Here is a 21,305-nt window from a genome sequence, read left to right as displayed (position 1 = left end):
CTCGGCTGCTGCGGTCAGGGCGCGCGCCCTCTCCTGAATGGAGAGGGGACCCGCGCTGGTTTTCCCGGCTTGGAATGTCAGCCGCATCCGAGCCGGAAGCCGTCTTACGCCGGCTTCGCCGTCCCGGCCCGGTCCACCGTCGCGCCGGGGCGTGAATCCGTGCTGGCGTAGTAGGGCTTGATGTCGATCAGCGGCGTGCCGTCCCGGCAATCGAGGCCGCGCACGCTGAGGGTCGCACCGTCGCGGCCCAGAAGCGCCACCACCGAGAGGCCGATCGGATTGGGGCGCGCGGGCGAGCGCAGGGAGAACGTGCCCCGGCTGCCCTCCGCGTGGCGCGGGCGCTGGAGCACGAGGTCGCGCGCGGCCTCGTCCATCCAGTAGAGCACGATGAGGTGGCTCGCCCCCTCGACGTTCTGGAGGCCCGCGGCGAAGGCGTCGTCCACCACGAGGGTGCAGGTCGCCTCGGTCTGGAGGCCGTTCTTCGGGCACTCGCCCCGGGTTGCCCAGGGCGTGCGGATGCGGCCGATGAAGTAGAGCCCGGCATCGTGGGCCCCGGGCAGCGCGACCGCCACCTCGCCGGGGCGGTGTCCCGTCGCGTCGCTCATCCTCGACCTTTCTCCCGTGCCTGAAAGGCACCGGTGTCCGTCAATCGCGCGCGCGGAGCAAGCGAGGCCGCCTCACCCGGTCGCGGTCCGGGCCCGCACGATGGGAGCGTGCGTGTGGCGCGCGTAGCCGGCGATCGGCCCGGGGCGGCCGATATAGTAGCCCTGCGCGGCATGGCAGTTCTCGGCGGCGAGGAAGGCGAGTTCCCCGGCGGTCTCGACGCCCTCGGCGATGACCGGCAGGCCGAGCCCTGCGCCGAGGCCGAGCACCGAGCGCGCGATGGCGGCGGCCTGCGGGTTCGAATCCACCGCCGCGATGAACGATCCGTCGATCTTGATCGCGTCGAAGGGAAACTGGCGCAGGTTCGACAGGGAGGAGTAGCCGGTCCCGAAATCGTCCATGGCGATGCGCAGGCCGAGCGCCTTCAGTTCGCGCAGGTTGACGGAGGCCCGCGCCGGATCGCGGATCAGGGCCGTCTCGGTGATCTCCAGTTCGAGCCGGGCCGGATCGAGGCCGGTCTCGGCCAGGATCGCCCGGACGATGGGGGCGAAGCCGGAATCGTGGACCTGGAGCCCCGAGACGTTGACCGCCACGGTCAGCGGCACGGTCCAGCTCGCCGCCTCCCGGCAGGCCTCGCCGAGCGCCCAGGCGCCGATCTCCTGAATGAGCCCGCTCTCCTCCGCGATGGGGATGAACAGGCCGGGCGAAATCAGGCCGCGCACGGGGTGGTGCCAGCGCAGCAGGGCCTCGAAACCGATCACCCGCCCGGTACGGATCTCGGCCTGCGGCTGGTAGACGAGGCGCAGTTCGCCCTGCGCCAGCGCCAGGCGCAGGGCTTTCTCCAGGATGCGCCGTTCGCGCACCTCCCGACCCATCGCGGCCTCGAAGAATCGGTAGCTGCCCCGCCCTGCGGATTTCGCCAGGCCCAGGGCGGTGTCGGCCGCGTTGAGGAGGTCGTTGCGGTCGCCGGCATCGTCGGGGAACAGGGCGATGCCGATGGTAGCTTCGGGCAGCGGCTCGCTCCCCGTGAGGCCGTCCGAGGCGTAGAGCGCTGCGCGGATCTCCTCGGCGAGCCGTCCGGCCGCGACCGCGTGGGCGCAGGGCGTCACCACCGCGAACTCGTCGCCCGCGATGCGCGCCGCGACCTGCGAGGTGCCGAGCTGATCGCCGAGGAGGCCGGCGACCCGGACCAGGGTGGCGTCCCCGATGGCGTGCCCGAACAGGTCGTTGATCTCCTTGAAGCCGTCGAGGTTGATCGCCAGCAGCGCCAGCCGGTCGCCGGACGCGGCCGCCTGGCGGATCATCCGGTCCAGGCTCTCGTAGAAGTTCTGCCGGTTGGGCAGGCCGGTCAGGACGTCGTGCCCGGCCAGGAAGCGGATCTGCCGCTCCGCCCGCCGCCGGGCGGTCAGGTCGCGCACCGCGAGGGCGAGGTGCGGCGCGCGTCCGTAGGCGACGGGCCGCTGGATCAGCTCGACGGGCAGGTCCGTGCCGTCCGCCCGTCGCAGGGTGCCCTCGATCGAATCCTCCGACCGGGCGGCAAGGGCACGCCGGGTGGCGGGGTCGGGGATGAAGCGGGCGAGCGCCGCGCCGGCCAGCGCCCGTGCATCCGTTCCGGTCAGCGCGGCGAAGCTGTCGTTGGCGCTGACGATGAGCCCATTGTTGCAGATGACCAGACCTTCGACGGCGGCGTTGGCGAGGCTCTTCAGGCGTTCGCGATAGATCGTGCGCTGGCGATCCCGGATATCGAGGATGAGCGCGGTGCCCGCCATCAGGAGGATCGTCAGGCTCGCGAGGGCCACCGGCAGGGCGAGCCAGAGCGGCTGCACCGTCTCCTCCGGCACCGCCACGCGGGGATCCGGTTGGAGCGTGAGAGCCACCATGCCGACCGCGTGATGCCCGCAGATCGCCGCCACCAGCAGCCCGACGCCGAGGATGCGGTCGCGGGCCCGGCCGCCGGCGAGGCCGATGCCCAGGGCGGCCGCGCCGAGCCCGGTGGCGACGAGGACCGAGAGCGCGACGAGGCCGGCATCCCAGACCATGTGGCCCGGGAAGCGGTAGGCCGCCATGCCGGTATAGTGCATCGCCGCGATGCCGAGGCCGAGGATGGCGCCGCCGAGGGGCGGGGCGAGGCGGGCGCGCCAGGCCGTCGCGGTGGCGAGGCCGGCCCCGGTGAGCAGGACCGCGAGGGCGAGGGATACCAGGGTCTGGCCGGGGGCATAGCCTGTTGGAAAATTCGCGTTGGCCGACAGCATCGCGAGGAAATGCGTGGCCCAGATGCCGGAGCCGCCGGCGAGCGCCGCGATGGCGACCCAGCCCCGGCGCCAGCCGCCCACGGTTTTCCGGGCGTGGTTCATCAATTCGATCGTCGCGCTCGCCGCGAGGGCGCAGATGAGCACCGCCAGTGAGAGCAGCCAGGGATCGGTGTCGGCAGCAAAACAACCGATGACTGTAAGCATCAACGGAATGTTCCCCTTGTGGTCGTTGGCTGCCGTAAAAAGAACATCGAGAGGTCACCGAAGGAGAAGCTTTGACTGCGTAGCATAGGTTAACGTGATCGCGGCGCTGACTTGAGGTGATCCACCAACTTTGTCAGCGGGTGTGTTGTCGGCTCGATCCGGGCCCCTGATTTCCCAAGACCTGACGGCCTCGCCCGACGGTCGCGTCCCGGCGCGCGTCGTTGTAGACGGGGCGGTGACGAGGGTTTTCACCGGGAGGACGCGTGATCCGCGACGAATTGCGACCGATGGAATCCGTGGCCGACCCGGAGACCGCCGTGGACCGGCTGGCTGCCCTGCATGCGGGGGCGATCGAGGCCCTGCGGTCGGCGCTGGCGCGCTACCTCGACGGCGGGCCGCCCCCCGACGCCACCGAGCGGCTGCAGTTCCGCTATCCGGAACTGCGGGTGACCTATCAGCCGACCGGGCCGATCCCGCGCGTGTCCCGCGCCACCGCGAAGTTCCAGGCGCCGGGCACCTACGCCACGACCGTGACCCAGCCGGCGCATTTCCGCGGCTACCTGCTCGAACAGCTCGGACCCCTGGTGCGCGATTACGGCGCCACCCTCGAGGTGGGCCTGAGCGCGCAGGAGATCCCCTATCCGTACGTGATCGAGCCCGGCGCCGATCTCGGGCGCAGCGGCGTCAGCCCGCGCGACCTCGCCACCTACTTCCCCGTGCCGCTGCTCTCGGTGGTCGGCGACGAGATCGCCGATGGGCTCTGGCAGGAGCTTCCCGACGTACCGCGCCCGCTGGCGCTGTTCGACGCGATCCGGTCCGACTATTCCCTGCGGCGGCTCGTGCACTACACCGGCAGCGACTGGCGCCACGTGCAGCCCTGGATCCTGCTGACGAACTACCACCGCTACGTCGACGGCTTCATCCGCCACGGGCTCGAACGGCTCGCGCGGGGCGACGACGGCTTCGAGCGGATGATCCTGCCGGGCGGCGTCTCGGTCACGGCGGCCGAGGCGGCCAGCGTCGACCCGGCGGCCCTGCTCGCCGCCTCGCCCTGGCACAAGTCGCAGATGCCCGCCTACCACCTCGTGGCGCGTGGGCCCGACGGCAGCCAGCAGGGCACCACCCTGGTGAATATCGGCGTCGGCCCCTCGAACGCGAAGACGATCACCGACCATCTCGCGGTCCTGCGCCCGCATTGCTGGCTGATGGTGGGGCATTGCGGGGGCCTGCGCCAGTCGCAGACCATCGGCGACTACGTGCTCGCCCACGGCTACCTGCGGCGCGACCGCATCCTCGACGAGCTCGTGCCCCCCGACGTGCCGGTGCCGGCGCTGGCCGAGGTGCAACTCGCCCTCCAGGCGGCGGCCGCGCACATCACGGGGGAGCGCAGCGAGGCCCTCAAGCGCCGCCTGCGCACCGGCACGGTGGTGACCTACGACGACCGCAACTGGGAACTGCGCTTCTCCCAGGAGCGCCGCCGCATCAATCTCTCCCGCGCCATCGGCGTCGACATGGAGAGCGGCACCATCGCGGCCCAGGGCTACCGCCTGCGCGTCCCCTACGGCACCCTGCTCTGCGTCTCCGACAAGCCGCTCCACGGCGAGATCAAGCTGCCGGGCTCCGCCAACGCCTTCTACGAGCGCGCGGTGGCCGAGCACCTGCTCATCGGGCTCGCCGCCCTCGACAACCTGCGCGCCGAGCGCCACGGCCTGCATTCGCGCAAGCTGCGCAGCTTCGACGAGCCGCCGTTCCGCTGACGCCGGAACCGGCGGGGGCGTCGCGGCTCAGGCTGGCTCGATCTCCGCCTCGGCCCCGTCGACCGCCTGATACGCCGGGAACACGGCCCGCACGGTGGTGCCCTCGTCGGGGACGCTCACGATGACGAGGCGGCCCCGGTGGCGGTTGACGATGTGCTTGACGATGGCGAGGCCGAGGCCGGTGCCGCCCTGGTCGCGGCTGGAGGCGACGTCCACCCGGTAGAAGCGTTCGGTCAGGCGCGGGATGTGCTCGGCGGCGATGCCCGGCCCTTCGTCGCGCACCGCCAGGGTCACGCCGGTCCGGCCCGTGCCCGCATCGGTGTGGCGGGCGAGGGAGACCGCGACGAGACCGCCGCCGCCGCCGTACTTCACCCCGTTCTCGATCAGGTTCTCGACCACGCGCAGCAACTCGTCGCGCTCGCCGAGGATCGGATGGGGGCCCTGCGCGTCGAGGGTGAGGGTGACGCCGCGCGACCGGGCGAGCGGCCCCTGGGTGTCGACCATCTGGCGGGCGATGCGGGTCAGGTCCACGGGCCGCTTCGGGGGCACGTGCTCGCGCAGCTCGATCCGCGAGAGCGACAGCAGATCGTCCACGAGCCGCGCCATGCGCTGGGCCTGGCTCTTCATGATGCCGAGGAAGCGCTCGCGGGCGGGCGGGTCGTTGCGCGCCGGACCCTCCAGGGTCTCGATGAAGCCGAGCAGCGAGGCGAGGGGCGTGCGCAACTCGTGGCTGGCATTGGCGACGAAATCCACCCGCATCGCCTCCAGCCGCCGGGCCGAGGTGAGGTCGCGCAGGAACAGGACCACGTTCGGCTGGCCCCCGGCCGGGCCGTCCGGCATCGGCAGGGCGCCGACCTGGACCTCGAAGGCCCGCTCGGTGGGAACGCGGGTGGCGTAGAGGGTCTTCAAGGGCGCGCCGGTGCGCAGCACCTCCTCGATCCCGTCGAGGATCTCGGGCGCGCGCAGGGCGAAGGAGAGGGGGTGGCGCAGCTTCAGGGCGGGCAGCAGCGCGCGCGCGGCCGGGTTGACCTCAATGACCACGGCGCGCCGGTCGACCAGGATGACCGGGTCGGGAATGTTGGCGAGCAGCGCCTCCGCGACCGAATGGCGGGTGGCGGCCGCGCTCTCCGGCGCGCGCACGATGCGGGCGCGACCGAGGCTCCCGACGAAGCCGCCGAGGGCGGCGGCGAGGGCCAGCGCCGCCAGGAGCGGCCCGTCGAGGGTTCGAAATCCGGTGGAGAACAGGCCGACCGCTCCCGCCGTGACGGCGGCGGCGATCCAGGCCGATCGGCGCGCGCCGCGTGCCATGGGCAATGTCCCCGGGAGGATGCGCGCGCGTCGGACCTGTGGGTCAGGCCCGGGCGGCCCGCGCGCGCTTGGCGACCTCGTACACCGTGAGCATGACCAGTGCGATGACAAAGGGAACGAGGTAGTAGCAGACCCGGAACAGCAGCAGCGAGCCGAGCACCTGGTCGCGGGGCAGGCTGGAGAGGGCGAGCAGGATGGTCGCCTCGAACACCCCGATCCCGCCCGGCGCGTTCGAGGCGATGCCCAGCATGGCGGCGAGCACGTAGATCGCCACGAAGGTTGTGAAGCCGATGGAGGTGCCCGCCGGCAGGAGCACGTAGAGCGTGGCGGCGGCCGCGCAGACATCGCCGATGCCCACCACCATCTGGCTCAGGGACACCGAGGCGCCGGGCAGTTCGAGGCGCCAGCTCCTCACCCGCACGTGGCGGCGCTTGAGCGAGACCCAGAGCAGGTAGGCCACCACGGCGAGCAGCGCCCCGAAGCCGACGCCCTGGTTCAACGCGATGCTGGTGAAGGTGAGGGCGGCGAGCTGGCCCGCCTCCGCCACGAGGCTCAAGCCCAGGACCACGCCCATGCCGAGCCAGAAGGTGAAGCCCGCGATGACGGTGAGCGCCGCGATCTTGGCCGCCGACAGGCCCTTGCTGGAATAGATCCAGTAGCGGATCGTCCCCGCGGTGAGCAGCGGGAAGCCGAGGGTGAAGCTCACCGCGTAGCTCGTGAACGAGGCGAGCGCCGTCGTCCGGTAGGGGACCTTGAGCTTGAGCTGCCGCAGCGCCAGGGCGTCGTAGCAGGTGAGGAAGAGATAGCTGATGGCGACGAACAGCAGGGCGAGGCCGAGCTGCTCGCCCGTGGCGGCGGTGAAGGCCGCGTGCATCTCGGCCCAGGTCACGCTCTGGACGAGCTTCCAGAGGACGAACAGCGAGCCTGCGAAGATCACGAGGCTGGCGATCGTGCCGAGCCAGGCATAGCGGCTGCGCAGGCCGGAGGCCGGGGCCTCCGTCACCACATCCGGCGACACGCCCGAGGCGTCGCCCGGCGCGAGCGCCTCGGCGGTCTCGATCTGCTTCTGCTGTCCCGCAAAATTCATCGTGTCGGCGTCCGCCTCCGCTGGACTGCCCGCGCTCGGCTTCGCCGCCGGCAGGGTTCAACCCGAGCTTGTGCCGGACCGCGGCCCGTCGCCCGCATTTAGGGGCATCGACGGGCAATTGCCAGCAATCGCACCGCAATGCCCACCGGCGATGCACGCAGCCGCCAGGGCCAAGCCGGTGCGAATCCGGCTCGCCACCTCCGGCGCGGTGCACACGTAGGTAGGGCTCGGATGCGGGATCGCCACCACGGGCAGGTCCGGCCGCAGGGCCTTCAGCTCCCCCTGCAGCAGGCCCGCGACGCGCCCGGAGAGCACCACGACGCGCAGGTGCGGCAGGCAGGCGAGGAGCGGCGCGAGGCAGGGCAGCGCCCGTGTCACCTCGGACCGGCGCGGAGGCCGGTTCCGGGCGCCGGGCGCGTGGATCACCCACGGAATCGTGTTCCAGATCAGGGTCTCGCGGCGCGCCAAGCCCGCCTCGGCCAGAAACCGGAACAGGTTGGCGGCGGTGCCGGTGGGGTTGTCGCGCGAGACGAAGCCGGTGCCCCGGATCGCCGGCCCCGGGGTCTCCAGGAGCAGGAGCAGGCGGGCCTCGACCCCGCCATCGAGGGGGTCGGGATCCGGCACCTCGGCGTCCTGCGCCTCGGCGATCCGGCGTGCCAGCGCGCGGATCGGGGCGATGTGCGGACGATCCAGGAGGGCCCTTCGTGCGGCGAGGGCGTCGGGGTCCCGCAGGCTCTTCGGAACGGCCGGCTCAGCCGACATCGGCGAGGATGCGCCCAAGTCCCTCGGGCAGATCGCCCTCGCGGCGGAAGCGCTCGACCCCGCCTTCCACGGACAGGCGCGCCGCGAGGCCCTCGGGACCGCCGAACTGGAACCCGAGCTGCGTGGCATAGGCCGCGCAGGCCGCGCCCTTGGCGGCCTGGCCCTCCGGCCCGAACCGACATTCTGCGTCGGCCAGATCGGCGAAACGGTCCCGCAGCGGCTCCTTCGGGGTCCGGTCGCGCACCGTGTAGGGGAAGTCGCGCCACCACAGGATCGGCGCGTGCGGTGCGGCGGCGTCGATGGCGCGCACGACCTGCACGTGGTCCACGTGCCCGCCCACCGCCTGGGGCGCGAGCAGGAGGTCGGGCCGGAGCTCGGCCAGGAGGTCGCCGATCGCCGCCGTCAGCCCGGGGACGATACCGTCGTCGGCCCGGACCGCCTCGAACAGCGCCGGCGCCGAACCGTAGCCGCGGTGCGGAGCCTCACGAAAGGGCAGGTGTCGCGCCGTGACCCCGAGGGCCCGGGCTGCCGCGTCGTCCTCGGCCCGGCGCAGGCGCATGTAATCGACCTCGGCACCCAGGCCCTTGTCGGTCTGGCAGGCGAGGGCGAAGCCGCTGGGCCGGTTCACCGAGGCGGTGAACAGGGTCGCCATCACCACCCGCCAACCGTCCCGCGCCAGCCCGTGCAGCAGCCCGCCGCAGGAGAAGGCGGCATCGTCGAGATGGGGCGAGAGGGCGAGCGCGGTCGGCATGCGTTCAGAGCAGGTGCGGTTCGGCGCGGAAGCGGCAGGCGGGGTCGTGCGGCAGGCTCGCGGCGAAGTCGCTCGCCGGGCGCTCGTTGGCGACGCTGCCGTACACGTCCATGATCTGGCGCCCCACCGCGCGCCAGGAATAGACCCGGCGGCACTCGGCGAGACCATCCTCGGCGAGGCGCCGGCGCAGGGGCTCGTCCTCGATCACCCGGGCCAGGGCGTCCGCCAGGGCGGCCACGTCTCCGGGCTGGACCAGGAGTCCGTTCTCGCCGTCGCGCAGGCAGTCGGAGACGCCCACCGAATGGGTCGAGACCACCGCGAGGCCCGTCGCCATCGCCTCCAGGATGGTATTGGAGAAGCCCTCCGCGTAGGTCGGCGACACGAACACGTCCGCCGCCCGGTAGAGGTCCGGCACGGTGTCGTAATCGGCGTAGCCGGTGAAGCGGATCGCCTCGTCCGAAAAGTTCAGTTCGGCGGCGCGGGCCTTGGAGGATTCCACGTCCGGCCCGATCCCGGAGATCGTGGCTTCGAACGGGATGGCGCGGGCGCGCAGGAGCCCCAGCGCGTCGATGAAGTCGAGCACGCCTTTCCGGCGGTCGACCCGGCCGTGATAGAACAAGCGCACCGGGCCGGAATGCCCCCTTCGACCGGGGGTGAAGCGCGCGGTGTCGACGGCGCCGGGCACGATGGTGAAGCGCTTGGGGTCCGATCCCAGCCGGTCGCAGACTTCCCCGACGAAGGAGGCGCCGCCGATCAGCAGGGCGTTGGCATGGGCCAGCACCTCGCACATGGCGACCCGGTGGGTCTCGCAGCAGGAGCCGACCCAGTGGCCGTCCCCGCCCTGGATCGAGACCACGTTCGGCACGCCGATGGTTCGCGAGGCCAGCAGCGTCGCCCAGCCGGTCGGGTAGCCGTACTGCGCGTGCAGGATGTCGAAGGGCTTCTTCGCGTGTTCGGCCTCGATGGTCGCCACCATCGTGTCGATGTCGCGCTCGAAGTCGCCGCTCTCCTGCTCGCCGAGCTGTTCGAGGCCGATCACGGTGACGCCCGGAACGACGGGGGGCGGGCCACCGCCATACACGCGGGTGCCGAAGGCATCGCCGCGATACTGGGAGATCATCGTCACGTCGTGACCGGCCTCGACCAGTTCGCGCAGCAGGTTCTGCGCATAGACGCTCATGCCGGAGATCGCCGGAAAGTAGCGGCGCGAGACGAAGCAGATTCTCACGCGGAGGCCTCCGGGTTCGGGTTGCGGCAGTCGCGCAGGTACTTCAGCGAAGCCGGCACCATGAGGTCGGCCCGGTGGCTCTCGCGGGAGAGTTCGACGCAGATCAGCTTGTCGAAGTGGATCGCCTCGAGGGCGTTCAGCACGGAGGGGACGTCCATGTCGCCCTCGCCGAAGGGCAGGTGGACGTGGACGCCGCGCGCCATGTCCTCCAGGGCCACGGTGCCGAGGCGATCGGCGAATTCGCCCACCGCCGCCGCCGGGTCGCGTTCGCCGGTGACCAGGCAGTGGCCGGTGTCGAGGGCGAGCCTGAGGCTGGGGATGTCGAGGGCGGCGTAGTCATCCAGGGTTTCGATCAGCATGCCGGGCTCGGGCTCCAGGCAGGCGACCACGTTCCGCTCGGCGGCGTAGGCGACGACCTCGGTCAGCCCGTCGCGCAGCCAGCCCTGCGCAGCCAGCCCGTCGATGCCGGGCTTCGGCACCCCGGCCCAGAACGAGACGGCTTCCGAATGCAGGATCGCGCCGATGTCGATGGCACGCTTGAGGAAGCCGATGCGCCGAGCCCGGCCGGCGGCGTCGCCGCTCACCAGGGTGGGCTCGTGCTTGGCCTTGGGGTCGAGGAGGAAGCGGGCGCCGGTCTCGATCACCGAGCCGAGGCCGAGGCGCTGCAGGCGGCTCGACACGCGCTGGGCTTCCGCCAGCCAGTTCTCCGCGAAGGGGTCGAGGTGATGGATGTCGAGGGTCAGCGCGACGCCCTGGTAGCCGGCCTCCGCGATCAGGTCGATCGCGTCGTCCAGGCGATGATGGGCGGTGCCGTTGGTGTTGTAGGCAAAGCGCAGGCTCATGCGGCGCGGCCCTGCTGTTCGAGGCGGAACGGGGCGTGGTGCGATTCCGGCTCGCGGTAGAGCGGGTAATGCGAACCGACGATCCGGTCGGCGAGCGCGGTGTCGAAGAGCGGCTGTCCGCCGAAGCGCTCGATGGCCTCCGGGGTCAGGCGCACGGGCTTGAGGGTGTCGGTGGCCTCGCCGAAGCGGATCAACGGATGGTCGCGCTCGAGGAGCTTGCGCGCGTTGCGTTCGCCGATGCGGTGGTAGCTCATGGTCTCGACCTCGAGCCCCGGCACGATGGCCTTGACCACGCCGACGCTGCCGCCCGGCGGTGAACAATCGACGTAGAGCACGTCGAATCCGGCCTGCTCCAGGCGCTCGCGGGCGATGCGCCCGCGGGCATGGCCGTCCGGCGCCTCGGTGGTCGGCAGGTCCGAGAAACGCTTGGTGGTGCGCTCGGAATAGACCGTGTCGCGCAAGGTGGCGGCGATGCCCTCGGGGGGCTGCACGATCCATTCGAGCATGGCCTTGAGGGCGCGGCTCTCCTCCAGGTCGAGGCTCGGCAGGGCCTTGTCGATGAACGCCTTGACGTAGCCGGGGGGCGTGACCCGCTCGGCAAAGGCCAGCGGCCCGTGGCCGAAGGCCTTGCGCACGCGGGCGGCCTGGAATTCGAGGAGCGCCTTGCGCAGGGCCCGCTCGCGGTCCGGGTCGCAGGCCTCGCCGCAGGCCGAGAGCGCGATCGGCACCGGCGTATCCGCGAGATTGCGGTCGTGGCCGACGACGTAGAGGTTGGTCAGGCCGAACTGGTCGGTGGCGAATTTCGGCAGGGCCTTGATCCCGAGGGAGTCCAGCCGGTCGAGCATGCCCCGTGTTTCGGGGCCGAGGCCCTCCGAGAGATCGAGCACCACGCCCTGGTCGAGGGCGCGGAACAGCAGGCCGTTGCCGTCGCGTTGCAGGAGTTCGAGCAGCCCGTGGCCGAGGGCGAAGGGCACGTCCGGCCCGGCCCCGAGGCCGTTGGTGATGAGGTTGGTGAAGGGCTTGTAGCCCTCCGACAGCTCGAAATAGTCGGTGGCGGCGATGTCGAGCGGCATCAGCACCGTCTCGCCGGTGCGGGCGCGGAGGCTCGGCGTCCATTCGAGAACGGTGCCGCGCCCGACCGGGCTGCCGGCCGGCAGGCACAGGGTGAGGGGATCGGCCACCGCGTTCGCCCCGTAGACCCGCACGAGGTCGTCGTAGCTGGCGCGCTCCTTCTTGCGCGGCATCACGGCGAGCGACGGCATCAGGTTCTCGGCGATCTCCGCCACCGCGCCGATGATGGCCTCGTCGTCGGTGGCGCCGTAGCCGATCCCGCTCGGCATCGCGCCGACGAAGAACGGATCGTCGAGGAACAGCGACACGAACCAGACCGGGATGCCGGTGCGGTCCAGGGGCGCCAGGGGGAAGCCGACGATGCGGCCCTCGGGCAGGATGTCGAGGTAGGCGCGCACCGGCTCCGGCAGCGCGGACGGCAGGCCCTCGATCCGGCGGGGGGCGCCGTAGGTGTAGGTGCGCGGCGCCTTGATCCGGCTGTGGCGGGCGCGGTCGTCCTGGTCCTGCTCGTTCACGGTCGTGGTGTTCCGTTCCTCAGGGCAACGCGGCGTAGGCGCGGGCCAGCAAGCGCATGGTGTGAAGGTCGCGGGCCGCACTGTAGGCCTCGCGCTCCTCCGGCCGGCGCAGCGCCGAGCCGAAGGCCTTCACCTGTTCGAGGAAGGGCGAGGCCTCCCCGTCGAAGGGCAGAGTGTCCGACGCGCCGGTTGACCCGTCGGTGAACGACAGCGTGCCGCCCGCCACCTGGCCCATCGTGTCGATGGCGGTGAGCAGGCCTTTCGTGCCGGTCACTTCGAGGCGGCGGCGGGGCAGGGCGTCCGGGCAATTGTAGGCGACGTGCAGGTTGGCGAGCACGCCGGACGGGGTGCGCCCGATGAGGAGCGCGCCGTCGTCGACGGCGTAGTCCTGCGCCCGCGCCTGGGTCAGCGCCGCGAGATCGTGGATCGATTCGTCGAGGAGGAAGTCGACGAGGTCGAGGCCGTGCGGGGCGAGGTCCATCAGGGCGCCGCCGCCGGCCTTGGCCGGGTCGATGCGCCAGTTGTCCTGGCCCGCGAAGGAGGTCCAGGCGCGCGGCAGCCAGCAGGCATAGACGATGCGGATCGCCGTCACGGTGCCGAGGCGGCCGTCGCGGATGGCGGCGCGCATGGCCCGGTGCGCGGGATGATGGCGCTGGTCGAAGGCGGTGCCGTAGAAGGTCTCGCCCCCGGACAGCGCCGCCACCATGGCCTCGGCGTCGGAGAGCGAGGCCGCCATGGGCTTCTCGCACAGGATCGCCTTGCCGGAGCCGGCGAGCGCCTCGATCGCCTCGCGGTGGAGGTGGTTCGGGGTCGCGACGTAGACCGCCTCCACCTCTCGGTCGTTCACGAGATCGGCGAGATGCGCGTAGGCCCGGGCGCCCTCGGCCTCGGCCGCCGCGCGGGAGGCCTCGCCCGGATCGGCGACCGCGACGAGGCGGTGGCCGGCGTCACGAATGCCCGGCGCCATGTAGTCGCGCGCGACCCAGCCGTAGCCGACGATGCCCCAGCGCACCGGCTCCATCACCAGCGCTCCGGCAGGTCGAGATAGGTCCGGTCGCGCACCCGGGCGGCCTCCGGCGCGTCGAGGGCGCCCTGCCAGTCGAGGGTCTCAGGCCCGACGAAGGCCAGCGGGTAGGTGGCGCGGGCGGCGTATTCGGCCTCGTAGCGCTCGGAGGGCCAGTTGACGGCGTGGCGGCCGCCCGCCTCGGTAGCGTACAGGGGATTGAGGCGCAGCCGCTTCGGGCGCGGCACGGTGATGCCGTCGATCACGGCGCGGGGCGCCGGGCGCATGCCGGGGCCGGCCACCACCGAGAAGGCCTCGACGCCCTTGAGATCGTGCGGGCTGCGCGGATGGGGCGCGCGGCGCTCCACCAGGGCACCGGTGAGGTCGTCGTCGTCGTAGACGAGGCCGTCGGGAAACAGCTCCTCGATCTCGGCGGCGGAGACGGCGCGGCCGGCGGAGAAGCCGGGGCGGTCGCTGTTGTGGATGTGGCTCACCGCGAGCCAGCCGTCGTCGCCGGCATTCTGGCGCAGGCAATCCAGCACCTCGGCCTTCCGGTCGAGGAAGTAGAAGGCATCGTTGCAGACCACGAGGTCCACCGGCGCGCCGGGGATCGGCCAATGGGCCGAGCCGGCGTCGAAGCAGACGAGCTGCGCCGACTTGCCCACCACCCAGTGCCGGGCCACCCAGAGCTTGGCGAAGACCACGTCGGCGCCCGAGACCTTGATGCCCCGCATCTGGAATTCGCGCAGGTACTGACCGATGCCGCAGGCGAACTCGAAGACGCAGACGGGATCGTTCCAATGCGCCTCGAGCAGCGTCAGGCCGGCGAGGAAGGTCGGGTCGCTCCAGCGGTGCAGGAAATAGTCGCCGACCCGGCCCCAGCCGAGGAGACGCACGGCGTCGCGCAGGGAGCGCGTGTCGCGCTCGCGCACGAGTTCGTGCAGGTCGAGGGGGTCGGCTGGCGGACCGGTCCACCAATCGTCCTGGTCGGCGAGCAGGCCTTCGAGGGCCAGACCCGCCTGACCCGTATCGAGCAGGCGGAGGGTCCGCGTGACCAGATCGGCGCGGTTGATGCGCAGGTAGGGAATGCCGTCGATCACCGGCCAGCGCGCGCCGCTCCTCGCCTCGCGCAGCGAGTGCGGGGTGTCGGCTTTGAGGGGCTCGCCGGTCTCCGGCGAGCGCAGGTCGAAGGGGATCATGACGCGTCGGCCCCGCGCGTGCGAGGGGGGATCACGGGATCTGCATGTCGTTGAGCACCCGGTCGTGAAACCCCTTCACCGGACCGGCATGCACGAGTTCCATCTCGTGGAGCACCGTGTCCATGGTCAGGCTCGCAGCGCGCAGGTGCTGGGCGATCTGGAGCACGCGGTCGATGCAGTCGGCGGCGTGGAAGGCGCGGCCCTCCGCCGTGGCGTCGTCCGGCAGCACGGCCCGCGCCCGTTCGACCGTCTCCCGCAGGGCGGGGTCGAGTTCGTCGAGCGCCCATTGCGTGGTGCGCGCCATGATCGGCAGGAGGTGGTCGCCGAGCAGCATCTCGCCGGTGAAGCCGGCATCCGGCATCGCGGCGTTGTGGAAGTGGTGCGCCATGGCGGCGAGGAAGACCTGCGTGGGGTCGGCCCGGTAGAACGGGCTCAGCACGACACCATACACCGCCACCATGAGGCAGTGCTCGGCGTGGTTCTCAGGCGGCTCCAGCAGGATGCGGGGCTTGCCCGGGCAGGTGACGCCGGCGCGGGGCTGATGCGCCAGGGCGGCGACGAAGCCGGGCAAGGGGCCCGGCACGAACGACGCCGGCTGGCGCAGGGCCGCCCGCAGGCGGTCCCGAAGGGCGGGGTCGACGCTGTCGGCGACGGCATCGAGCCCCGAGACGAGCACGTCGGCCGCGGCCCGCTCATCGAGCCCGGCGGCGGCCAGGAAGGCCGCGTCGAGGTCGCAGAGGCGGGCGGCGGCGAGCGCCTTGGCGGTGATGTCGAGGGCCACCGCCTCCGGCGCGGCGCCCCCCGTGAGGGCGCCCCAGCCTTGCGCGAACAGGCGCTCGGCGATCGAGCCGATGCGCCCGGCCGCATGCACGCGCTTGAGGTCGTTGACCTCGACGAGGAGGGCGCGAAGCGCCAGCGGGGCCGCGGGACCGGCGCCCTCCGTCTGCGACGACATCAGTGCGTGCCGCCGAGCCAATCGAGCAGCATCGTCTGCTGCTTGCCGAAATCATGCTCGGGGCCGTGGCCGTTCTTCACCATCGGGGCCTTGAAGAAGCTCGAGAGCTGCTCCTGGGGGCCGCCGTCGCCACGCTTCTTGGCGAGGTCGAGCACACGGGCGATCTCAATCACGAGGGGGGCGGCCAGGATCGAGTCCTTGCAGAGGAAGTTGACCTTGATCTGCATGCGCTGACCCAGGAACCCGGTGACGTCGATGTTGTCCCAGGCTTCCTTGTCGTCGCCGCGCGGGCGGTAATAGTGGATGTGCACGAGGTGGTCCTCGACCGGGTAGCCGAGGATCGAGTCGAGCACCGTGCCCTTGGTGTTGAGCTTCGACTGGAGCGAGTCCTTGTCGTTGAGCGCGAGGCCGTCACGGTTGCCGAGGATGTTGGTGGAGAACCAGCCGTCCACGTGCAGGGCGCGGGCCTTGAGGGCCGGGGCCAGCACCGTCTTCATCATGGTCTGGCCGGTCTTGCCGTCCTTGCCCGCCACCGGGACGTTGAGGTCCTTGGCGAGTTCGAGGAGCGCCGGCACGTCCGCCGCGACGCTGGGCGTGAAGTTGGCGTAGGGCACGCCGCTCTTGATCGCCGCATAGGCGTAGAGCATCGCCGGGCTGATCGACTCGTCGCTGCTGTCGAGACCCTTCTCGAAAGCGGCCGAGGAGTTCAGCACGGCGGCCGAAAGGTCGGGCCAGCGCTCGGTGGAGGCGAGGTTGATGACCACGACTTCGTCGAGGTTGCTCTCGGCCTTGAAGCGCCGGAGGTCGTTGGCGATGACCGAGACCGCCTCGCGGTGATCCTTCGCGACGATGCGGTTGGCGCCCTCGATGTTCTTGCAGAACTTGGCGCTGCCGACGGCCGGCCAGGGCTTGATGCCCTTCAGGACCTGGGCGCCGTTCTCGATGTCCTGGGCGGTGAGGACGCCGTGGCCGGTGGCGGCCGAGGCGAGGTCGTCGTCGTTGAGGTCCCAACCGCCGAAGACGAGGTCCTTGTAGTCGGCCATGCCGGCTACGGACACGCCCGCCAGGGGCAAGCCGTCGAGGCGGTTCGATCCGGATTTGATCATCTCGATGCCTGCGATGGCGGTGGTGGCGACGGCGCCACCCATGCCAACGAAGGCAACGCCGACTCGGCGACCGGTCTGCATGCTCATTGGAAAACGACTTCCTTCTTTGGGCCGAACGCGACCCCTAACCAACGCGGAGGCCGTCTTGCTCAGGTCCCAATAACTGGTCCGCCGGGGCTGCGTTCCAACCCTGGCCGGACGGCCTTTTTGACGCGGTGCGACTGAACGCTGCCCGAACGGACCGTTAAAAATGCGTGAATCCAGAGCCTTAACCCATCGTTAAGGCTGCCATCGTTGAATCACGCCGCTGTCCCATTCTGGTCACAGCGAGCGGCGAGACACCGCCGGACAGAAATGAAAACGAAGCCGCGCCCACGAAGGCAGCGGTACGAACAAGGACCAATGATGGGGGTTTTCCCGGAGCCGGCGCCCTGCGCCGACGACGTGAGCCGTCTCGTGCCCAACGGGACCTTCAACACAGTCGAGACCGTGGCGTGGCTGCCCCGGACCGGACGCAGGACGCGCCGGAACTTCGCCGCCTTCCGTCGCCGCAGCTTGGCGACCCTGCTCGCGGGATCCATCCTGGGAGCCGCCCTGCCACAGAACGCCCTGGCACCCGCGGCCGCCGCGCATGACCGGATCGACGAGCGCGCCGGTACGGCCCAGAGCCTCGCGCGTGCTCAGGGCTCCGCCCTCACTGAGACGCCTAACGCGTCCGATTGGGCCGGGGTTCCCGTGGTCGATCAACAACCCGCCACCCTGGCGCTGATCGAGGCGAACCTGGCGAACCTCGCCCCGAGTCGCGACGCCTCCGGTGCCGAGCGCCTGCGCTTCGGCGACATGGCGGTGCCCCGGGACATCGTGGACACCATCCTGCGGGCCGCCGCCGAGACCGGCGTCGATCCGGTCTACATGATGGCGCTGGCCGACAAGGAATCGAGCTTCTCCACGACGGTGAAGGCCGCGACCTCCTCCGCCGAGGGGCTGTTCCAGTTCCTGTCCGGCACCTGGCTCGAACTCATCCGCACCTACGGCGCCAGGCACGGGCTGGCCGACGAGGCGGCGGCGGTGAAGGGGCGCGGCGGCGCCATCACGATCCCCGACGAGGCGACGCGCACCCGCGTGCTGCGCCTGCGCCAGGACCCCTACGTCGCCGCCCTCATGGCGGGGGAACTCATCAACCGCGACAAGGGCCGGATCGAGCAGCGCATCGGGCGCGACCTCTCCACGGCGGAACTCTACTTCGCGCATTTCCTCGGCACGGCCAGCGCCGGGCGCTTCCTGACCCTGACCGCCGAGAAGCCGGACCAGCCCGCCCGGCAGGTCTTCAAGGCGGCGGCGCGGGCCAATCGCAGCCTGTTCACCGAGAAGGCCGGCAAGGGCCGGCGCAGCCTCACGGTCGCCGAGGTGCGCGAGAAGATCGGCGGCATGATCGACCGTCGCCTCGACCGTTACGAGGGCGTGGTCGCCCTGGCGCCGCCGGACCTGAAGTCCGAGGTCATGCTCTCGGAGATCGAGACCGCGTCCGAGCCGGCTCCGGTGGAGGTCGCGCCCAAGCGCGTCCACGTGACCGAGGCGCTCGACCCGGTGGAGTAGGGGCCTTGGCCTGCCGCGCCAGGCGCCCGGAACCGGTCATGCGGACCCGACGTCCCCTCAATGACCGGCCGGAGCCCCGCCGCCGAGCTTGACCTTGCTGAGGATCATCGCGAGCGGCACCGCCGCCCCGGAGACGAGGCAGAGGGACCAGAACACGTCGATATAGCCCCAGTACGCCACCTGCGTCTGGAGTTGCTGGCCGATCCAGGCGATGGCCTGGTTCTGCGCCTCCACGCCCGTGGCGCCGTGGGCCTGGAAGTACTGCGTCGCGCTCCGCAGCGTCTCCTGGTAGTTCGGGTTCGCGCTGGTGATGCTCTCGCCGAGCCGGCTCTGGTGGAACTGCTGCCGGTAGGCGAGCACGTTCTGGGCGAGGCTGACGCCCATCGAGCCGCCGACGTTGCGGGCGACGTTGATCAGTGCCGAGGCCTGGTCGGTCTGCGACTTGTCGATGCCCTCGTACGAGGCGGCGGTGATCGAGATGAAGATCATCGGCAGGCCGATGCCGATATAGATGCGCGACCAGGCGAAGAACCAGAAGCTGGTGTCGCCGTAGAGCCGAGTGAGGTCGTACATCGCCGCCGAGACGATCGCGGCCCCCAGCGCGATGAGGTATTTCGGCTGCACGCGGCCCGAGATGCGGCCGATCACCAGCATCATGAAGACCGTGACGAGGCCGCCCGGCGCCAGCACGAGGCCGGCCAGTGTGGCGGTGTAGCCGAAATACTCCTGCACCAGTTGCGGCACGAACTGCGTCGTGGCGATGAGGATGGCGCCGGTGGCCATCATCACCAGGAAGCAGGCGCCGAACTGCCGGGTGCCGAGCAGGCGCAGGTCGACGACCGGGTTCTTGCGCGTCAGTTCCCAGGGGATCATCGCCACGAAGGCGACGACGCAGATCACCGCGAACACCACGATGAAGGTGGAGCCGAACCAGTCCTTGCGCTGGCCCTCGTCGAGGACGACCTCGAGCGCCCCGAGGAAGGTGGCGACCAGGAGGAAGCCGACGAGGTCGAAGCGCACGCCCGCGCGGCGCAGGCGCTTTCGCTCCTCCACCGCCCCCGGCGGATCCTGCAGCAGCACGTGCATCAGCCCCAGCGCGATCACGCCGATGGGGCCGTTGATGAGGAAGCACCAGTGCCAGGAGACGTTGTCGGAGAGCCAGCCGCCGAGCGTCGGCCCGACCACGGGGGCCACCACCACGGCGAGGCCGTAGAGGGCGAAGGCCTGACCGCGCTTGGCCGGCGGGAACGAGTCGGCCAGGATCGACTGGGCGAGCGGGGCCATGCCGCCGCCGCCGAGGCCCTGCAGCACCCGGAAGACCAGGAGCGATTCGAGATTCCAGGCGAAGCCGCACAGGATCGACGCCACCGTGAAGAGCGCGATGCTCCACATGAAGAACGCCTTGCGGCCGAAGCGCTTGGCGAGGAAGCTCGATGCGGTGAGCACGATGGCGTTGGCGACGAGGTAGCTCGTCACCACCCAGGCCGCCTCGTCCGGCCCGACCGCGAGGCCGCCCGAGATGTAGCGCAGCGCCACGTTCGCGATGGTGGTGTCGAGCACCTCCATGAAGGTCGCCAGCGAGACCACGAGCGCGATGGCCCAGGGATTGTGGCCGCCGGGCGCCTTCGGCAGCGCCGCCGCGCTCATCGCACATGCACCTTCGGCACGATGGACATGCCGGGGCCGATGGCGACGTCGGTGGGCCACGCATCGACGACGATCTTGACGGGGATGCGCTGGACCACCTTCACGTAGTTGCCGGTGGCGTTCTGGGCCGGCAGCAGGCTGAAGGCGGTTCCGGAGCCGGGCTGCACCGAATCCACGTGCCCGGTGATCCGGCGATCCGGGTAGGCATCGATGGTGATGTCGGCGTGCTGGCCGGGCCGCATGTCGGTGATCTGCGTCTCCTTGTAGTTCGCCACCACCCAGATGTCGTCGGGCACGAAGGTGGAGAGCGTCTGCCCGGCCTGGGCGAACTGTCCCTTGGCGCCGGAAAGCTGGACGAGGCGCCCCGCCTGCGCCGCCGTGACGGTGGTGTAGCCCAGGTTGAGTTCGGCCTGTGCCACCTGGGCCTGGCCCTGCGCGCGGTTCGCCTCAGCCCCCGCCTTCTGGGCGGCCAGCGCGCCGACCAGCGTGCGTGCGCCGGCCAGAGCCGCCTGCGCGCGGGCGAGCGCCGCCTGCTGCTGGTCGAGGGTCGAGCGGGAGGATTGCGAGCGCTGGATGGTGCCGGCGCCCTTCTCGGCGAGATCCCGGTAGCGCGCCGCGTCCTCGCGGGCGAAGGTCAGGGAAGCCTCCGCCTGGGTGACCTCCGCCTGCGACGCCTCGATCTGCGCCTTCTGGCCCTCGATCTGCGCGTCGTAATTGGCGATCGCGGCCTCGGCCGAGGCGACCTGGGCGCGCGCCTGCGCGAGCGCCACCTCGTAGTCGCGCGGGTCGATCCGGAAGAGGATCGTGCCGGCCTCCACGTGCTGGTTGTCGGTCACCGGCGCGTCTACGATGTAGCCGGCGACCTTCGGGGCGATGGAGAATTGCCGGGCGTCCACGAAGGCGTCGTCGGTGGATTCGAACGGGTGCAGCCAGGTCAGCCAGTAGACATAGGCCCCCGCCACCAGGGCGAGGACCGCGACCGCGATTCCCAGGGCCCAGAACGGATGCCGGCGCAGGATGTTGGGCTTGGAGCGCCCCTCGGCATCCGGGTCCGGCTCTCCGTTCGCTCCCTCGCCCGCATCGTCGCCGTTATCGGGCCCGCGGTCGTGCCCCTTGCGATCGTCCCCTTTGCGATCGTCCCCTTCGCGTGCCTCGGGGATCGTCCTGGTCTCGCCGGGTTCGGACCGCCGGGCCTCGATCCGGCGATCCACGTCCTGCTGGTCCTCGAGCATCGATGACGATCCACGCGCACGACGCGCTTCGCGAAATCATCCCGCGAAACGCAAATAACCCGCCTCGATGGGATGAAGGGGCGGCGCACCGCATTGTTCCTTCACGGGGTCGAGGACCCGGTTTCCCGCGCGGAACCTGCGGAACGTCCGGAATCGGACCGGCGTTCTCGGGCCAAGACGCGGCCGC

17 protein-coding genes are annotated in these 21,305 nt (G+C 71.1%); 2 read left to right on the top strand and 15 right to left on the bottom strand.

Annotation, left to right across the window (positions count from 1 at the left end; genetic code table 11):
• Window positions 1-104: 104 nt before the first annotated feature.
• Together tsaA and OF380_RS04305 are read right to left on the bottom strand one after the other, a co-directional pair.
• Window positions 105-605, bottom strand: a complete 501-nt coding sequence (tsaA, locus tag OF380_RS04310; protein ID WP_264049555.1) for a tRNA (N6-threonylcarbamoyladenosine(37)-N6)-methyltransferase TrmO — start codon at window positions 603-605, stop codon at window positions 105-107.
• A gap of 72 nt (window positions 606-677) precedes the next feature.
• The gene (locus tag OF380_RS04305) at window positions 678-3,059 is read right to left on the bottom strand and encodes a bifunctional diguanylate cyclase/phosphodiesterase (protein ID WP_264049554.1); all 2,382 of its coding nucleotides are present in this window, start codon (window positions 3,057-3,059) and stop codon (window positions 678-680) included.
• Between the two features lie 263 nt (window positions 3,060-3,322).
• Here OF380_RS04305 and OF380_RS04300 point away from each other — a divergent pair, with 263 nt between their 5' ends.
• The gene (locus OF380_RS04300; protein WP_404810535.1) at window positions 3,323-4,816 is read left to right on the top strand and encodes an AMP nucleosidase; all 1,494 of its coding nucleotides are present in this window, start codon (window positions 3,323-3,325) and stop codon (window positions 4,814-4,816) included.
• 27 nt (window positions 4,817-4,843) lie between these two features.
• Here OF380_RS04300 and OF380_RS04295 read toward each other — a convergent pair whose 3' ends face one another.
• From OF380_RS04295 to OF380_RS04245, 11 genes are read right to left on the bottom strand one after another with little or no spacing between them, the layout of a single operon-like run.
• On the bottom strand, window positions 4,844-6,124 hold the full coding sequence (locus tag OF380_RS04295; protein ID WP_264049553.1) for an ATP-binding protein: 1,281 nt from the start codon (window positions 6,122-6,124) through the stop codon (window positions 4,844-4,846).
• Window positions 6,125-6,167: 43 nt separating this feature from the next.
• Entirely contained in the window at window positions 6,168-7,211 is a 1,044-nt protein-coding gene (locus OF380_RS04290) for a lysylphosphatidylglycerol synthase domain-containing protein (protein WP_264049552.1), read from the bottom strand.
• 57 nt (window positions 7,212-7,268) lie between these two features.
• Window positions 7,269-7,973 carry a uracil-DNA glycosylase gene (locus tag OF380_RS04285; protein ID WP_264049551.1) on the bottom strand — a complete coding sequence of 235 codons (705 nt, stop codon included), beginning with the start codon at window positions 7,971-7,973 and terminating at the stop codon, window positions 7,269-7,271.
• Window positions 7,963-8,724, bottom strand: coding sequence for a PIG-L deacetylase family protein (locus OF380_RS04280; RefSeq protein ID WP_264049550.1), 762 nt, complete (start codon window positions 8,722-8,724; stop codon window positions 7,963-7,965). The genes OF380_RS04285 and OF380_RS04280 overlap by 11 nt, the downstream gene beginning before the upstream one ends.
• A gap of 4 nt (window positions 8,725-8,728) precedes the next feature.
• Entirely contained in the window at window positions 8,729-9,952 is a 1,224-nt protein-coding gene (locus OF380_RS04275; protein WP_264049549.1) for a glycosyltransferase family 4 protein, read from the bottom strand.
• Window positions 9,949-10,794, bottom strand: a complete 846-nt coding sequence (locus tag OF380_RS04270; RefSeq protein ID WP_264049548.1) for a sugar phosphate isomerase/epimerase family protein — start codon at window positions 10,792-10,794, stop codon at window positions 9,949-9,951. Before OF380_RS04270 ends, OF380_RS04275 begins: the two co-directional genes overlap by 4 nt.
• Window positions 10,791-12,380 carry a YcaO-like family protein gene (locus OF380_RS04265; protein WP_264049547.1) on the bottom strand — a complete coding sequence of 530 codons (1,590 nt, stop codon included), beginning with the start codon at window positions 12,378-12,380 and terminating at the stop codon, window positions 10,791-10,793. The genes OF380_RS04270 and OF380_RS04265 overlap by 4 nt, the downstream gene beginning before the upstream one ends.
• Before the next feature lie 19 nt (window positions 12,381-12,399).
• Complete coding sequence (locus OF380_RS04260; RefSeq protein WP_264051180.1) at window positions 12,400-13,401, bottom strand: Gfo/Idh/MocA family protein; 1,002 nt, start codon at window positions 13,399-13,401, stop codon at window positions 12,400-12,402.
• Window positions 13,401-14,582 carry a class I SAM-dependent methyltransferase gene (locus OF380_RS04255; RefSeq protein ID WP_264049545.1) on the bottom strand — a complete coding sequence of 394 codons (1,182 nt, stop codon included), beginning with the start codon at window positions 14,580-14,582 and terminating at the stop codon, window positions 13,401-13,403. The genes OF380_RS04260 and OF380_RS04255 overlap by 1 nt, the downstream gene beginning before the upstream one ends.
• A gap of 31 nt (window positions 14,583-14,613) precedes the next feature.
• Window positions 14,614-15,537 (bottom strand): HD domain-containing protein, encoded by a 924-nt coding sequence (locus OF380_RS04250; protein WP_264049544.1) that lies wholly within the window; start codon window positions 15,535-15,537, stop codon window positions 14,614-14,616.
• Window positions 15,537-16,730 (bottom strand): inositol-3-phosphate synthase, encoded by a 1,194-nt coding sequence (locus OF380_RS04245; protein ID WP_264049543.1) that lies wholly within the window; start codon window positions 16,728-16,730, stop codon window positions 15,537-15,539. The genes OF380_RS04250 and OF380_RS04245 overlap by 1 nt, the downstream gene beginning before the upstream one ends.
• A gap of 318 nt (window positions 16,731-17,048) precedes the next feature.
• Between OF380_RS04245 and OF380_RS04240 the strand changes: the two genes are divergently transcribed.
• Window positions 17,049-18,239: a lytic transglycosylase domain-containing protein gene (locus OF380_RS04240; RefSeq protein WP_404810597.1), complete on the top strand. Its 1,191-nt coding sequence runs from the start codon at window positions 17,049-17,051 to the stop codon at window positions 18,237-18,239.
• Window positions 18,240-18,296: 57 nt separating this feature from the next.
• On the opposite strand, the gene OF380_RS04235 is transcribed toward OF380_RS04240, so the two are convergent.
• Window positions 18,297-19,886, bottom strand: a complete 1,590-nt coding sequence (locus OF380_RS04235; RefSeq protein WP_264049541.1) for a DHA2 family efflux MFS transporter permease subunit — start codon at window positions 19,884-19,886, stop codon at window positions 18,297-18,299.
• Entirely contained in the window at window positions 19,883-21,118 is a 1,236-nt protein-coding gene (locus OF380_RS04230; protein ID WP_264049540.1) for an HlyD family secretion protein, read from the bottom strand. Before OF380_RS04230 ends, OF380_RS04235 begins: the two co-directional genes overlap by 4 nt.
• Window positions 21,119-21,305 lie beyond the last annotated feature (187 nt).

Origin of the sequence: Methylobacterium sp. FF17 (assembly GCF_025813715.1) — a bacterium.
Lineage (GTDB): Bacteria > Pseudomonadota > Alphaproteobacteria > Rhizobiales > Beijerinckiaceae > Methylobacterium > Methylobacterium flocculans.
This window is presented reverse-complemented; position numbering and strand designations above follow the sequence as displayed.

Excerpts from the sequence above, each read along its gene's own strand:
- tsaA (WP_264049555.1), bottom strand. The coding sequence starts at position 605 with ATGAGCGACGCGACGGGACACCGCCCCGGCGAGGTGGCGGTCGCGCTG.
- OF380_RS04305 (WP_264049554.1), bottom strand. The coding sequence starts at position 3,059 with ATGCTTACAGTCATCGGTTGTTTTGCTGCCGACACCGATCCCTGGCTG.
- OF380_RS04295 (WP_264049553.1), bottom strand. The coding sequence starts at position 6,124 with ATGGCACGCGGCGCGCGCCGATCGGCCTGGATCGCCGCCGCCGTCACG.
- OF380_RS04290 (WP_264049552.1), bottom strand. The coding sequence starts at position 7,211 with ATGAATTTTGCGGGACAGCAGAAGCAGATCGAGACCGCCGAGGCGCTC.
- OF380_RS04285 (WP_264049551.1), bottom strand. The coding sequence starts at position 7,973 with ATGTCGGCTGAGCCGGCCGTTCCGAAGAGCCTGCGGGACCCCGACGCC.
- OF380_RS04280 (WP_264049550.1), bottom strand. The coding sequence starts at position 8,724 with ATGCCGACCGCGCTCGCCCTCTCGCCCCATCTCGACGATGCCGCCTTC.
- OF380_RS04270 (WP_264049548.1), bottom strand. The coding sequence starts at position 10,794 with ATGAGCCTGCGCTTTGCCTACAACACCAACGGCACCGCCCATCATCGC.
- OF380_RS04260 (WP_264051180.1), bottom strand. The coding sequence starts at position 13,401 with ATGGAGCCGGTGCGCTGGGGCATCGTCGGCTACGGCTGGGTCGCGCGC.
- OF380_RS04255 (WP_264049545.1), bottom strand. The coding sequence starts at position 14,582 with ATGATCCCCTTCGACCTGCGCTCGCCGGAGACCGGCGAGCCCCTCAAA.
- OF380_RS04250 (WP_264049544.1), bottom strand. The coding sequence starts at position 15,537 with ATGTCGTCGCAGACGGAGGGCGCCGGTCCCGCGGCCCCGCTGGCGCTT.
- OF380_RS04245 (WP_264049543.1), bottom strand. The coding sequence starts at position 16,730 with ATGAGCATGCAGACCGGTCGCCGAGTCGGCGTTGCCTTCGTTGGCATG.
- OF380_RS04240 (WP_404810597.1), top strand. The coding sequence starts at position 17,049 with ATGGGGGTTTTCCCGGAGCCGGCGCCCTGCGCCGACGACGTGAGCCGT.
- OF380_RS04235 (WP_264049541.1), bottom strand. The coding sequence starts at position 19,886 with ATGAGCGCGGCGGCGCTGCCGAAGGCGCCCGGCGGCCACAATCCCTGG.
- OF380_RS04230 (WP_264049540.1), bottom strand. The coding sequence starts at position 21,118 with ATGCTCGAGGACCAGCAGGACGTGGATCGCCGGATCGAGGCCCGGCGG.